Origin of the sequence: Azospirillum sp. A29 (assembly GCF_042604625.1) — a bacterium.
GTDB lineage: Bacteria > Pseudomonadota > Alphaproteobacteria > Azospirillales > Azospirillaceae > Azospirillum > Azospirillum palustre.
In genome coordinates this window covers 773593-786349 of the sequence record NZ_CP170467.1, presented here as the reverse complement: position 1 = coordinate 786349, position 12757 = coordinate 773593, and the positions used below count along the sequence as shown (strand labels likewise).

Here is a 12757-nt window from a genome sequence, read left to right as displayed (position 1 = left end):
CGTCCCCTCCTCAGCCCGTCGCCTTGGGGCGTTTGGTTCCACGCGCGAAATGGCGCTCGACGTACATCTGCAGGACCGACAGGATGGAGACGACGGCGAGGTACCAGAAGCTGGCCACCAGCAGGAGTTCGAGGACCCGCGTGTTGGCGTAGTAGATGATCTGCGCGTTGTGCAGGATTTCCGAATACTGGATGACGCTGGCCAGCGACGTGATCTTGACCATGCCGATCACCTCGTTGCCGATCGGCGGCAGGATCACCCGCATCGCCTGCGGCAGCACGATCCGGCGCAGCATCATCAGCTGTCCCATGCCGATGGCGCGCGCCGCCTCGTATTGACCGCTGTCGACCGACAGAAGGCCGCCGCGGACCACCTCCGACGTGTAGGCCCCCTGCTGGATGCCGAGCGCCAGCATGGCGGCGACGAACGGCGTCATCACGTCGACGGTCCGCCATTCCATCAGGCCGGGGATGCCGATCTTGGGGAAGACCAGCGCCAGATTGAACCACAGCAGCAGCTGCAGCAGGGCCGGCGCGCCGCGGAAGATCCAGACATAGCCCGTGGCGATCCAGGACAGCACCGGGTTCTCGGAAATGCGCATGATCGCGAAGACCACGCCGAGCACGATGCCGATCAGCATGGCCGAGACGGTCATCAGGATCGTGTTGACCAGCCCTTCCAGGATCGCCGGGGCGAACAGGAATTCGCCGACATAGGACCATTCGATCTTGCCGGTGGCGAAGGCGCGGACCAGCGCGGCGAGAAGCAGCAGCACGATCCCGGCGGCGACCATCCGTCCCCAATGCCGGCGGGGACGAAGTTTCAGATGGCTTGTTCGGTAGATGTCCTCGCTCATCGGTTCAGTCCGCCCCCTTCGTCCGTGGTCTTGTCTTCCGGCGCGCCGGTCCGGTGCTGGTCGCTTAGCCGGGGCTGGGTCCCGCCCAGGCGCGCTGGCGCCCGATCACCGTCTCCAAATGCCCGATCTGCCGGCGCACGCTGGACGGCGCGGTTCCGTTGTAGCCGGAGCGTGCGGCGACGGCGGCTTCGGCGGTCAGATGCGCCAGGACGTCGGGCCCCAGCCGCGGATCGACAGTGGCGAGGTCTTCGGCGCTCAGGTCACTGAAATCGCAGCCCCTGGCTTCGCAATGGCGGACGAGCGCGCCGGTGATATCGTGCGCCTCGGAGAAGGGCACGCCGCGGCGGGCCAGCCAGTCGGCGACCTCGGTCGCCAGCGAAAAGCCGAGCGTCGCCTGCGCCTTCAGTCGCTCGCGATCCACCGCCATGGTGGCGATCATCCCGGTCATCGCCGGCAGCACGAGGTCAAGCGTATCGATGGCCTCGAAGGCCGCCCACTTGTCCTCGGCGAGGTCGCGGTTGTAGGCGAAGGGAATGCCCTTCAGCGCCACCAGCACGCCCTGCAGCACGGCGATCAGGCGGGACGAGCGGCCCCGCGTCAGTTCCGCGATGTCCGGGTTCTTCTTCTGCGGCATGATCGAGGAGCCGGTGGCGTGGCCGTCGTCAAGCTCGACCCAGGCGAACTGCTTGGAGTTCCACAGGAACACCTCCTCCGCCAGCCGCGAGAGGTTGACCCCCAGCATGGCGGTGACGAACAGGAACTCCGCGACATGGTCGCGGGCGCCGATCGCGTCGATCGAGTTCTCGCACGCGCCGTCATAGCCGAGTTCCACCGCGGAGAGTTCGGGATGGAGCGCGATGGCCGAACCGGCAAGCGCCGCGCCGCCGAGCGGCGACAGCGCGGAACGCCGCTCCCAGTCCATCATCCGGTCGATGTCGCGGGCGAAGCCCTGCGCATGGGCGAGCAGCTGATGAGCGAAGGTCACCGGCTGCGCCGGCTGGAGATGGGTGAAGCCCGCGGTGATGGTTTCGACATGCTCCTTCGCTTGTGCGACCAGCGCGTTCTGGAGGTCCAGTACATCGGCGGCAAGGCTGCGGATTTTGGTCCGGAGATGGAGCTTCAGGTCGTTGGCCGCCTGGTCGTTGCGGGAGCGGCCGGCGCGCAGCTTTCCGCCGAGCGCGCCGATGCGATCCTTCAGCACGCGTTCGAGAAAGGTGTGGACGTCCTCGTCCGCCGGGATCGGCTGCAGCTTGCCGGCAAGGAAATCCTGTTCCACCTCGGCAAGGGCCCGCTCGATGGCGGCGCATTCCTGCGCGTCCAGGATGCCGGCGCGGACCAGCTCGCGGGCGTGGGCGGCCGAAGACCGCAAATCTTCGGGAGCAAGCCGGAAATATTCAGCCGGAGACCGCGAAAGATCGACCAGGGCCTTGGACGGTGCCTTCTTGAACCGTCCGCCCCAGAGGGCGCCTGCGCTGTTCATGTGCAACTCCTCGTTCTGCACACACAGTGAGCATCAGGAAGCCCTGGCTGGACAAATGAATTGAATTCCGCAATGGTATTCCAAATCGGAATAGTCACCCGAGGAGGCCGGTTTGCATCTCCCCACCACCACGGCGCTCCGCGTCGTCGCTGCGCTGTCGCAGCACGGCACCGTGTCGGCGGCGGCGGTCGCCCTCAACATGACGCAGAGCGCGGTGAGCAAGCAGCTGAAGGCGGTGGAGACGCTGGTGGGACTAACGCTTTTCGAACGCGCGCGGCATGGGCTGGTGCCGACCGAAGCAGGCATCATCTACACCGAACAGGCGCGGGTGGCGATCGGGGCAATGGAAACCGCGGCCGTCCGCACGGCGCGGCTGCGCCACACCCGGCCGGTCCTGCGCCTCCATGTCCTGCCGATCCTGGGAGACCGCTGGTTCATGCAGAAGCTGATCGGCTTCACCGACCTGCATCCCGATGTCGACGTTCAATTCGTCACCTACGCGTCGCGGGAAAGCCATCCCGGGATCGACGTGGTATTCCGCTTCGGCAAGGGCGATTGTCCCGGTTGGGCCGCCGACTATTTCCTCGGCCGCGATGTCGCCCTGGTCGGTTCGCCGATGACGCTGGAACGCGGCGGCGGCATCGCCGGTCTCGACGACATCGGCAGATACCGCCTGCTTGTCCATTCCCAGACGCCGCTCGGCTGGGAGCAGTTCTTCTCCGCCCATGGGCGCGAGCTTCCGCCCGGCCGGGAACAGTTCCCGCTGTCCTACTATGCGCTCGTCATCCGCGGAGCGATCGGCGGCCAGGGGCTCGCCCTTGTGCCGCGCGTGCTGATCGCGCGGGAACTCCAGTCGGGCGAACTCGTCAACCCGCTCGGCCTCGGTTTCGACAGCCGCAATTGCTACTGGCTGACGACGCCATCGACACGGCCGCGCGAAGGGGTGTTGAAGTCCTTTTGCGATTGGGCGCTCACCGAGGCGGCGCGGTCGGAACGGGAGACTGCCGCCTGGACCGGCGGCGCCTGATCGAACGTTGTCTTGGAGCGCCGTTCGATTGCCGACTGCTCTCAGGACTCCCGTCCGGCAAAATGGGCCATAGCCTTGCCGGTCAGGCGGTAGGAGAGCTTTCCGTTCTCCCGCCGCGCACCGGTCGCGTCGTAGAAGGCGAGAAGCGCCGGGTTGCTGCGGTCGGCCGTCCAATCGACGCGGGAATGGCCTTCGGCCAGGGCGAGGGCGGCAAGCGCCTTGACGAGGCCGCGGCCGAGACCTTTGCCGCGATGGGCGTCGTCGACGTAGAGTTCCTTGAGAAACAACCCCTTGCGCAATCCCGGTCCGGGCCAGATCTCGGCGAAGGCGGCGAAGCCCGCCAGGACGCCATCGGCCTCGGCAACCAGGATCCGGTTGCCCGGCGGAAGGCGGCGCAGGTCGGCGACAATCGCCGGATGGGGCGGGCAGGGGACGCGGTAGTACGCCTGCATCGCTTCGAACAGTCGGGCGAGCTGCTCCGCCTCGGCGGGATCGAATGGCCGGATCGTCATGGGCGGGCCTGAAGAGGAGTGATAGGCATCTGCGTAGTCCCGCCATTTGATGGTGCATTCTACCAGTAGGACTGGAGGGATGCACTATGGGCCAAGTACTTCATGGGAGCGCCACGAGGACAGAGGCGATCAACATAGTCACGAGGGTTCTGTCAGGGCTTGCGCCAAGTTGCCGAGAGCGTGGGCATTCCTCAGATCTACCCTCCTATCGCGGAGGAGATGAACGCGTTGCCCACATTGCCAGTCGGCGAGCACGACCGAACGTTCGGATCGGACAGCGCATGGCTATCGGCGCTTTCGTTGCTACGGCTGCCGGCGCCAATTCAATGAGCGCACCGGCTCGGTGCTGAACCGGCTGCAACTGCCTTCGGACGTGGTGTTCCTGATCGTGTTGTGTCGGCTGCAGCTCAAGCTCAGCCTGCGCGATCTGGCGGAAATCTTGCTGTTACGCGGGCTGGTCTTCAGCCACGAGGCGGTGCGCGACTGGGAGGCCAAGCTGGCGCCGCGGCTCACCGAGGCTTTGCGCCAGCGCCGCCGAGGTAAGATCGGCCGCAGTTGGTATGTGGATGAAACGTACCTCAAGGTCGCGGGTCAGTGGTAATACCTGTACCGGGCCATCGACAGCGACGGTAATCTGGTTGATGTCTTCCTCAGCGCTACCCGCGACCGGGCTGCCGCCGAAACCTTCTTCCGCTCTGCTATCGAGGTCACTGGCATCACCCCCGAGACGATCACCACGGACAAGCACGCCGGCTACCCACCCGCGACTGACGAGCTGTTCGGCGAGGACGTCGAGCACCGAAAATCCAAATACAAGAACAACCATTTGGAGCAAGATCACCGCGGAGTCAAAGGGCGCACCCGCCCGATGCGTGGCTTCAAGTCGCCGGTCAGTGCCGCACGGCTTTGCCGGGCTTACGACGAAGTGCGCAACTTTCTGCGCCCGGCGCCCCGGCGCAAGCAGCACGTCCCGGCGGCACGCCGACGGGCAATCCATGTCCAGAGAGTCGCCGCGCTGCGCGACATACTCGCCGTCGCATCATTCACGGCGACCGCCCTCCGGGCCATTCGCATCACCGGCTCAGGCGGGGCGCGACACCTGACGGAACCGCTTTCGCCTCACCGCGAAGGGTGACCACTTCGCCGCATTGGCCCGCAGCCTGCTGCATGCGATCAGCGATTTCAGCTTGCGGGCACGCAATCTGGACAAGAAGCTGGTTGGCAATCTGAACATCGGCATGATCGGCCAATCACCGCTCAGTCAGAACAGCCGTATCAGTAAAGCCATCGCCCGGTTTCGCCAGCGTGACGAAGCAGTGAAATTGACGATCCTGATCCGCTCTCCAATCGAGTTGGAGGGGTGCCTGTTGAACGGTACGTTGGACATCGCGATCGGTTATTTCTGGCGCCGGGTGCCGTCCCTGCATTTCACACCGCTGTTCGTTGAGCGCCAGGTCGCCTATTGCGGCAAGAACCATCCTTTGTACGCTCAGGCCGGAAACCTGTCCCCGGACGAGGTCAGGGACTATGATTCGGCATGGCGCACTTATCCGCTTCCGGAAGCGCAGTTATTCACGCCGCCGCAGCGAATGACGGCGGCAACCGACAACATGGAGGCGCTGGCGATGCTGATACTCTGGGGCATCACTTAGGATATCTCCCGCAACACTTCGCCAAACCCTATTCGGACCAGGGGCTGTTGACCCCCCTGAATCCGACCCTGACGGAGTACGAAGTGCTCTTTCACGTCGTGACCCGGTAACGCCATTATCTTGGAGAGGTCGTCCGCGCGTTTCTGGATGACCTGCGCTCGGTCCATGTCGACGAGAGTAGGATGTGCAGCGTCTGAACGCTCCGCCGCGGCCTGGGGCGGGGCGTGCAACGCCCCCGTCCGCGTGGATGCGGAGCGGGAGCGGACGAACGGCGGGATCAGTTCGACAGGTCAGCGGCGAGGAATGGGGCGATGGCCGCACGGTCGACCACTGCACCCAACCCCGGTAGGTCCGGAAGCGCGACATACCCGTTTCGCACCTCCCTTTCCGGCGGGTTCTCTGTGACCGGCACATAGGAGTTCTGGTCGGAGAAGTAGGGATACACTTCCAGGTTCATGGTGTTCGGCAGCAAGCAAGCCAGAACCAGCGACGCCGACGAACATAGGGAACTCGCGCAATTGTGCGGAGCGACGCGGACGTTGTGGGTGTCCGCCATGCCGGCGATCTGCACAGCTTCCAGCAGACCGCCGCAGTTGCCGATGTCCGGCATGATGATCGAGACGGCACCGGTGTCCAGCAGATTGCGGAAACCGGCGCGGCCGTACACCCGTTCGCCGGCGGCGATGGAGATCCCCGTCCTGGCGGCGATGCGCGGAAGGCCCGAGAGGTTGAATGGATCCAGAGGCTCCTCGATCCATGTGATGTCAAGGCCGGCGCAGACGTCGAGGAAGCGGATCAACTGGTCGTCGCACAGGCCGCCCGACAGGTCGAGCATGAGTTCGACCTCCGGGCCGACCTCCGCACGCAGGGCCTTCACCCGCTCGACCGCGCGGCGGAAGCGTCCATCGTCCACCGCGCGGGCGGACACATGGCGGAAGGTGCCGTCCGGAAGTTCGTGGGCGAGAGGATAGGCTTTCAGGCTGGTGTAGCCGTCGGCCAGCGGCCGGGCCGCCGCCTTGGCCCAGCGCACGACGTCGTCGTGTTCGTGGTTCCAGCCGTTGGCGTAGACCTTGACCGATCGCCGCACCGGCCCCCCGAGCAGCCGGTGCACCGGCAAGGACAGGGCTTGGCCCAGGACATCCCATAGCGCGAGTTCGATGGCGCTCAGCGCCGCGAAGGTGATGGCGCCACCACCTTTGCTCCAGAAGGCTTGATCATAGAGATCCTGCCAGATGGCGCGGATCTGGGTGGCATCGCGCCCGATGATCTCGGCGGCCATGTCCTTCAGCATGCCGGCGACGGCAGACGCGCCGTAGCCGTAGGCGACGCCGGCTTCTCCAAAGCCGCTGACGCCGTCCTTGGTGACGATCTCGACCAGGACGGGCCGAAGCCCACCGCCCTCGACGGTGTAAATCTTGACGGATTTGATCTGCATCGCGGCGGGCCGTCAGATGTGGGCGGTGACGACGATTTCGATCATCGTCGTCCCCCCGAGATCGGCGACGCCGACGGTGGCGCGGGTCGGCAGGGCCTCGGCTGGCAGCCATTCCTTCCAGACCGCGTCCATGTCCGGCTTCTTTCCAAGGTCGGTCACGAAGATGGTTGCGGACAGCAGCTTGGACTTGTCGCTGCCGGCCAGGGCCAGATAGCCGTCGATCTTAGTCAGGATCTCGCGGGTCTGGCCCGCCATGTCCAGGCTTTCGTCGTCGCAGGTGGTGCCTCCGACGAAGACCATGCCGTTGCGTTCGACGACGCGGTGCATGATCGGGGTGCGCAGATGCCGGATGGTCATCGCTGGTTTTTCCTTTGGTGGTGGGGTGCTGTGGACGGGATCAATGTCCGCCGCCGGGGGGGCGCTCGCCCGTCACGGCGAACACCGCATCGGGCGGGGTGGGAAGGGCGGCCAGTTCGGACAGGCGCAACGGCTTGACCGGCGTGCGCCATCGGTAGGTGCCGATCTTGGACGGGCTGACGCCGCGTTCCTCGGCCATGATCTCCGAAACGGTCTGGGCACAAAGCCGCCCTTGGCAGGGGCCCATTCCGCAGCGCAGGAAGGTCTTGAGCTGGTTGGGTCCCGGCAGGCCGAGGGCGATCGCCTCGCGCAGCGCACCGGCACGCACATCCTCGCACCGGCAAACGATCGTTTCGGGATCCTGCGGTGCGCGGAACGCAAGGGACGGTCGATACAGTGTGTCGAGGAAGGCGCGACCGCGCCGATAGAGCGCCTGTTCGCACAGCAGCGGTTCGAGCGCGCGATCCCGCTCTTCGGCGGACAGCAGGCCGAGGCTTTCCAGCGCGACGATGCCCGCGATCCGACCGGCGACCGCCGCGTGCTGGGCTCCGCCGATGCCGGCTCCGTCGCCCGCCACGTACAGACCGGGCGTCGTGGTCCGTCCGCAGGCATCCGTGTGCGGCTGGAAGGCGCGCTGGGCCTCGTTCCAGACGATCTTGCAACCGGCGGCGCTGGCGAGGTTGATGGACGGAATCACGCCCTGGTGAAGAAACACGCAGTCGGCGTCGATGCTCCGCACGCGGGCGCCCTGCCGGAAGGTGATTCGCTTCGTCCGTTCATCCCCGGCGATGGACAGCGCGGTCACGCCGGAGTGCACGCGCACCCGTCGGCGCACCTTGACGAACAGCGCCAGCCCCTTCGCCAGATAGGGGGAGCGCAGGAAGTCCGGCGCGTGGCGGAGCGCCGCCCGGCGCTGCCGGGCGTCCGTGGTGTCGAGGAAGGCCGCGATCGTCGCGCCGGCTTGCACCAGCTGCCAAGCGAGCAGATAGAGGAGGGGACCGCTGCCCGCCAGAACGACGCGTCCCCGCGGAACAAGTCCTCCCGTCTTCAAGGCGATCTGCGCGGCCCCTGCCGTCATCACGCCGGGCAGAGTCCAGCCCGGCACCGGCATCGGCCGTTCCATGGCGCCGGTCGCGAGGATGACCGCGCGCGCTGGCAGGCGGCGGGCGGCTCCGCCCAGGCTGACCCCGACCATCGGGGTGGACGGCGCGCTTTCCGGTTCCAGCCCCCAGACGGTCGCTCCCGGAGCATAGTCGAGGGTGGATGCGGCGAACGCGTCGGTCAATGTCCGTCCCGCCCAGTAGTCCGGCCCCAGACAGTCGTCCGGTCCGGGCTCCCGCCGGGTGATCGCCCGGTAAATCTGCCCCCCAGGCGTCGGATTCTCGTCGAGCAGCAGGACCTGCGCGCCGCCGCGCGCCGCTTCCGTGGCGGCGGAGAGGCCCGCCGGTCCGGCGCCGACCACCACGAGGTCGTAGCGCCCGGCCAGCTCCGCCGCGGCGGTGAGCGTGCGCGCACTCATGCGCCCGTCTCCACGCCAACGCGGCGCCGGCCGCTCTGGCTTTCGACCAGCATGCCGTCCCGCGCAACGGTCAGGCAGCCATTCCGGTTCTGCGCTCCGTCAATGGTGACGAGACAGTCGAAGCACACGCCCATCAGGCAATAGGGCGCGCGCGGTTCGCCGCCGACGACGCTCGTGCGGACCGTGCGGACGCCGGAGGCCAGCAACGCCACCGCGACCGTCTCTCCTCTCTCGGCGGCGATAACCTGCCCGTCGAACGTGAAACGCACCGGGTCGGCCGGCTCATGCTGTCTGCGGAACATGGGACCTCCTGGGGAACCTCCTGGAATCGAAAACGGCAAGGTCGGAAGACAGAGCGCCTGCTGCAATTTGTGGCGCGAGAACCAGCGCGTGGCTCGCGGCCAGGGTCACGCCGGAATGGCAGGCCACCGCAAAAGCGCCGGGATGCGACGCCGACTCTTCGTAGACCGGCAGCCCATCCAGGGTCTTGACGCGGAAACCGGCCCAACTGCGCACGACGTTGACGTTGGCAAGCAGCGGGAACGTGCGGATCGCCCGTTGCGCCAGTACGGCGTTGATGTCGGCGCGCGCGGCGATGGATGTGGACGCCGTTTCCTCGCTGTCGCCGATCATCACCCCGCCCTCGTCGGTCTGGCGTATGGTGGCGGAGGCGAAGCGGAGGAAGGGCGCGCATTTCTCGGTGACCAGCACCTGGCCCTTGCTGCGCTTCAACGGAACGTCCAAACCGACCTTCGGCGCCAGCGTCCCGTTTCCGATGCCGGCCGCCAGCACCACGCGCCGGGCCACCGCCGTTCCCCAATCGCCGGACAACCGGAACCCGGCCTTCAAGGGTTCGATGTCCTTCACCGTGTGGCGCGCGCGGTAGTCCGCGCCGCCGGCCTTCAAGGCGGCGTGAAGCGCCCGCAGCAGCCGCAGCGAATTGACGTGGCCGTCCGCGGGGGAGAAGACGGCGCCGACCACGTCAGGGCCTATGGCGGGCAGGCGATCACGCAGCTCGTTGTGCCCGAGAATTTCATAAGGAGCCGCAGCACCAGCGGTTTCACCGGCGATGGTTTCCATCTCCGTGCGCCAGCGGTCCAACTCGGCCGAGGATAGGGCGAAGGAAAAGGCTCCCCGCTGGCTCAGGGCGACGTCGATTCCCGTGGCGTCCCGCAGCAGGGCCGCGAACTGCGGCCAGAGCAACGACGACTGCCGGGACCACAGCGCGTAGTGCGGCGCGCCGACTCCCTTCCCTTGCACCCAGACCAGAGCGAAATTCGCCCGTGAAGCGCGCAGATCGAGATCCTCGCCGTCCAGGACCAGCGGCCTCACACCGCTGCGGCACAGGCCGAAGGCGATGGACGCACCGACGAGCCCTCCGCCGATCACGGCGACGTCGCATTCCAGAAACCGTGACATACCGTGTCCCATTCACGCCGGGAGAGGCGGCGCGGCGTCGGAACGCCGCACCGCGCCGGATACGCTCAACTGCGCGGGCTGACGTCCACCTTGAACCACTTCATGGACAGGTCACGGACCGTGCCGTCCGCGACGGCCGAGGTGATGGCCGCGTCGAACCTGGCCTTCAGTTCCGCGTCCTCCTTGCGCAGGCCGACCGCGATGACGCCGAATACGCCGCCCGAAAACAGCGGGCCGGACAGCTTTGCGCCCTTCATGTCGGGCTTTTCCAGGGCGGCGGCCAGCACGGTGGCGTTGGCGAGCACCGCGTCCAGGCGACCGTTCATCAGGTCGAAGTTATGCTCCTCGGTCGACTTGTACTCCTTCAGGTTCACCACCCCATTGAAGTACGTGTCCATGAAGGTCGAGGCCGTCGTGGAGCCCTGGACGCCGGTCGACGTGCCCTTCATGACCTTGGCCATTTCGGCGATGCGCGCCTTGGCGGCGGTCTCCTGCGTGTCGAGGGAATAGCTTTCGCCCGTTCCCGGCATATTGGCCAGCGGGCTGTCGGCCAGCACGGCAAAGCCGTTGATGCCGGCGGCGTAGGGCTTGCTGAAGACGATGACCTCCTGCCGCTTGGGCGTCACGCTCACCGCCGCCATGATCGCGTCGTACTTGCGGGCGGTCAGCGCCGGAATGATCCCATCCCAGTTCTGCGCCACGATCTCGCATCTCACCGACATGCGTTCGCAGAGGACCTTTGCGAGGTCCATCTCGAAACCCTGCAGGGTGCCGTTCGGGGCCGAGAAGTTCCAGGGAGCATAGGCACCTTCCGTGGCGATCCGGACGGTCTGCTCCGCCGCCTGGGCGGTGAAGGAGGTCAAGGCGAGGACCGATGCGGCGATGATCCGTTTCAACGACATGAAGCCACCCTTTCTATTTTGTTTTGGGATGCGGAACGTGGCCCGGTCCGGGTTCGCGGCCGGGGACGGGCCTTCCTTGCCGGCGATCACGCGCGGGCGAGGAACTGGCGGAACCGTTCGGAATGCGGCCGGGCGAAGACGTCGGCGGGGGAGCCTTCCTCTTCGATCACTCCCTTGTGCAGGAAAACCGTCCGGGTCGAGACCTCGCGGGCAAACGCCATTTCGTGCGTCACGACCAGCATGGTCCGGCCCTCGGCCGCGAGGTCGCGCATCACCTTCAGCACCTCTCCCACCAACTCCGGGTCCAGCGCCGAGGTCGGTTCATCGAACAGCATGATCGCCGGATGCATGGCGAGCGCCCGCGCGATGGCCGCCCGCTGCTGCTGCCCGCCGGACAGGTGCGCCGGGTAGAAATTGCGTTTGGCGGCGATGCCGACGCGCTCCAGCAGCGCTTCCCCCTCCGCGATGCAGTCCTTGCGGTCCCGCCCCTGAACGTGCACCGGGGCTTCGATGATGTTTTCGAGGATCGTCAGGTGGGACCAGAGATTGAAGGATTGGAACACCATGGCGGCGCGGGATCGCAGACGCTGGACCTGTGCGGCGTCGGACGGGCGGGGTGGCCGGCCGGCCCTGCGGTCGATGCGGATTTCCTCGCCCTGGATGGCGACGGTGCCGTCGTTGGGCACCTCCAGCATGTTCACGCACCGCAACAGCGTCGATTTCCCGGAGCCGGAGGAGCCGACGATGGAGATCACCTCACCCTCATGCGCGGCGAGCGAAACGCCGTGCAGCACCTCCACCGACCCGTAGCTCTTGCGGATCCCGCTCAATGCGACCGCGGGGACAGGTTCGGGTATCCTCTCAGCCATGCTGCAGCATCTCCGGGGGCTCGGCCGGTCGGTGCGCTGCCGGCTGCCGGCGGTCCGGCGTGATCGCATGTTCGAAAAGAGTGAAACCATGGGAGGCAACGAAGGTCAGAAGCAGGTAGATCGCGCCGGCCATCATGAAGACCTCGATGGGTCGATAGCTCTCCGACACCAGCTTCGCCGCGATTCCGGTAACGTCCATGAGCGTTATGGTCGATGCGAGTGCGGTTGACTTGATCATCAGGATGACTTCGTTGCCGTAAGCCGGCAGCATGTGGCGAAGCGCCTGCGGCAGAACGATCCGGCGGAACATGAGCGCCTGCGACATGCCGCAGGCCCGCGCCGCCTCAACCTGCCCCGCGTTGACGGACAGGATTCCGCCGCGGATGATTTCCGCGCTGTAGGCGGCGGTGTTGAGAGCGAGCGCGATGACCGCGCACCAATAGGCTTCGCGCAGGTAGGGCCAGGCGAAACTGTGACGCAGCGCCGGAAATTGGCTCAGACCGTAATAGATGATGTAAATCTGAACCAGCAGCGGGGTGCCGCGATAGACGAAGATGTAGGCGCGGGCGCTGAGATCGAGCGCCGCATTGCCGCTGACCCGCATCAGCGCCAGTCCGAACGCCAGAATGGCGCCAACCGACACCGATATCAGGGACAGCTGGACGGTCAGCGGAATACCCTTGACCAGCGTTGCCAGCGTGCTGGCCAGGAATGACGTGTCGATCATGG

15 protein-coding genes are annotated in these 12757 nt (G+C 66.4%); 4 read left to right on the top strand and 11 right to left on the bottom strand.

The window, feature by feature from the left end; all coding sequences use genetic code 11:
* Positions 1-10: 10 nt before the first annotated feature.
* Together ABNQ38_RS31740 and argH are read right to left on the bottom strand one after the other, a co-directional pair.
* Positions 11-856 carry an amino acid ABC transporter permease gene (locus tag ABNQ38_RS31740; protein ID WP_377810274.1) on the bottom strand — a complete coding sequence of 282 codons (846 nt, stop codon included), beginning with the start codon at positions 854-856 and terminating at the stop codon, positions 11-13.
* Positions 857-920: 64 nt separating this feature from the next.
* On the bottom strand, positions 921-2336 hold the full coding sequence (gene argH, locus ABNQ38_RS31735; protein ID WP_377810273.1) for an argininosuccinate lyase: 1416 nt from the start codon (positions 2334-2336) through the stop codon (positions 921-923).
* A 112-nt stretch (positions 2337-2448) separates the two neighbouring features.
* On the opposite strand from argH, the gene ABNQ38_RS31730 reads away from it, so the two are divergent.
* The gene (locus tag ABNQ38_RS31730) at positions 2449-3363 is read left to right on the top strand and encodes a LysR substrate-binding domain-containing protein (protein ID WP_377810272.1); all 915 of its coding nucleotides are present in this window, start codon (positions 2449-2451) and stop codon (positions 3361-3363) included.
* A 41-nt stretch (positions 3364-3404) separates the two neighbouring features.
* Here the strand turns inward: ABNQ38_RS31730 and ABNQ38_RS31725 are convergent, their stop codons facing one another.
* Positions 3405-3875 (bottom strand): GNAT family N-acetyltransferase, encoded by a 471-nt coding sequence (locus ABNQ38_RS31725; RefSeq protein ID WP_377810271.1) that lies wholly within the window; start codon positions 3873-3875, stop codon positions 3405-3407.
* A 343-nt stretch (positions 3876-4218) separates the two neighbouring features.
* Here ABNQ38_RS31725 and ABNQ38_RS31720 point away from each other — a divergent pair, with 343 nt between their 5' ends.
* Genes ABNQ38_RS31720 through ABNQ38_RS31710 form a run of 3 tightly spaced genes read left to right on the top strand, consistent with a single transcriptional unit; the run spans position 4219 to position 5527 of the window.
* A complete protein-coding gene (locus ABNQ38_RS31720) occupies positions 4219-4476 on the top strand; it encodes a hypothetical protein (protein ID WP_377810270.1) in 258 nt (85 codons plus the stop codon).
* A gap of 3 nt (positions 4477-4479) precedes the next feature.
* A complete protein-coding gene (locus tag ABNQ38_RS31715) occupies positions 4480-5010 on the top strand; it encodes a transposase (protein ID WP_377811131.1) in 531 nt (176 codons plus the stop codon).
* Between the two features lie 13 nt (positions 5011-5023).
* Positions 5024-5527, top strand: a complete 504-nt coding sequence (locus ABNQ38_RS31710) for a LysR substrate-binding domain-containing protein (RefSeq protein ID WP_377810269.1) — start codon at positions 5024-5026, stop codon at positions 5525-5527.
* Positions 5528-5804: 277 nt separating this feature from the next.
* Here ABNQ38_RS31710 and ABNQ38_RS31705 read toward each other — a convergent pair whose 3' ends face one another.
* The 8 genes from ABNQ38_RS31705 to ABNQ38_RS31670 form a co-directional block, all read right to left on the bottom strand.
* Positions 5805-6962 carry a mandelate racemase/muconate lactonizing enzyme family protein gene (locus ABNQ38_RS31705; protein ID WP_377810268.1) on the bottom strand — a complete coding sequence of 386 codons (1158 nt, stop codon included), beginning with the start codon at positions 6960-6962 and terminating at the stop codon, positions 5805-5807.
* A 12-nt stretch (positions 6963-6974) separates the two neighbouring features.
* A complete protein-coding gene (locus ABNQ38_RS31700; RefSeq protein ID WP_377810267.1) occupies positions 6975-7319 on the bottom strand; it encodes a RidA family protein in 345 nt (114 codons plus the stop codon).
* Positions 7320-7359: 40 nt separating this feature from the next.
* Entirely contained in the window at positions 7360-8838 is a 1479-nt protein-coding gene (locus ABNQ38_RS31695; protein WP_377810266.1) for an FAD-dependent oxidoreductase, read from the bottom strand.
* The gene (locus tag ABNQ38_RS31690; protein WP_377810265.1) at positions 8835-9140 is read right to left on the bottom strand and encodes a (2Fe-2S)-binding protein; all 306 of its coding nucleotides are present in this window, start codon (positions 9138-9140) and stop codon (positions 8835-8837) included. The genes ABNQ38_RS31695 and ABNQ38_RS31690 overlap by 4 nt, the downstream gene beginning before the upstream one ends.
* Positions 9121-10257 carry an NAD(P)/FAD-dependent oxidoreductase gene (locus ABNQ38_RS31685; protein ID WP_377810264.1) on the bottom strand — a complete coding sequence of 379 codons (1137 nt, stop codon included), beginning with the start codon at positions 10255-10257 and terminating at the stop codon, positions 9121-9123. The genes ABNQ38_RS31690 and ABNQ38_RS31685 overlap by 20 nt, the downstream gene beginning before the upstream one ends.
* Positions 10258-10322: 65 nt before the next feature.
* The gene (locus ABNQ38_RS31680) at positions 10323-11249 is read right to left on the bottom strand and encodes a lysine/arginine/ornithine ABC transporter substrate-binding protein (protein ID WP_377810263.1); all 927 of its coding nucleotides are present in this window, start codon (positions 11247-11249) and stop codon (positions 10323-10325) included.
* A complete protein-coding gene (locus ABNQ38_RS31675) occupies positions 11246-12028 on the bottom strand; it encodes an ABC transporter ATP-binding protein (protein ID WP_377810262.1) in 783 nt (260 codons plus the stop codon). The genes ABNQ38_RS31680 and ABNQ38_RS31675 overlap by 4 nt, the downstream gene beginning before the upstream one ends.
* Entirely contained in the window at positions 12021-12755 is a 735-nt protein-coding gene (locus tag ABNQ38_RS31670; RefSeq protein ID WP_377810261.1) for an ABC transporter permease, read from the bottom strand. Before ABNQ38_RS31670 ends, ABNQ38_RS31675 begins: the two co-directional genes overlap by 8 nt.
* Between the last annotated feature and the right edge of the window lie 2 nt (positions 12756-12757).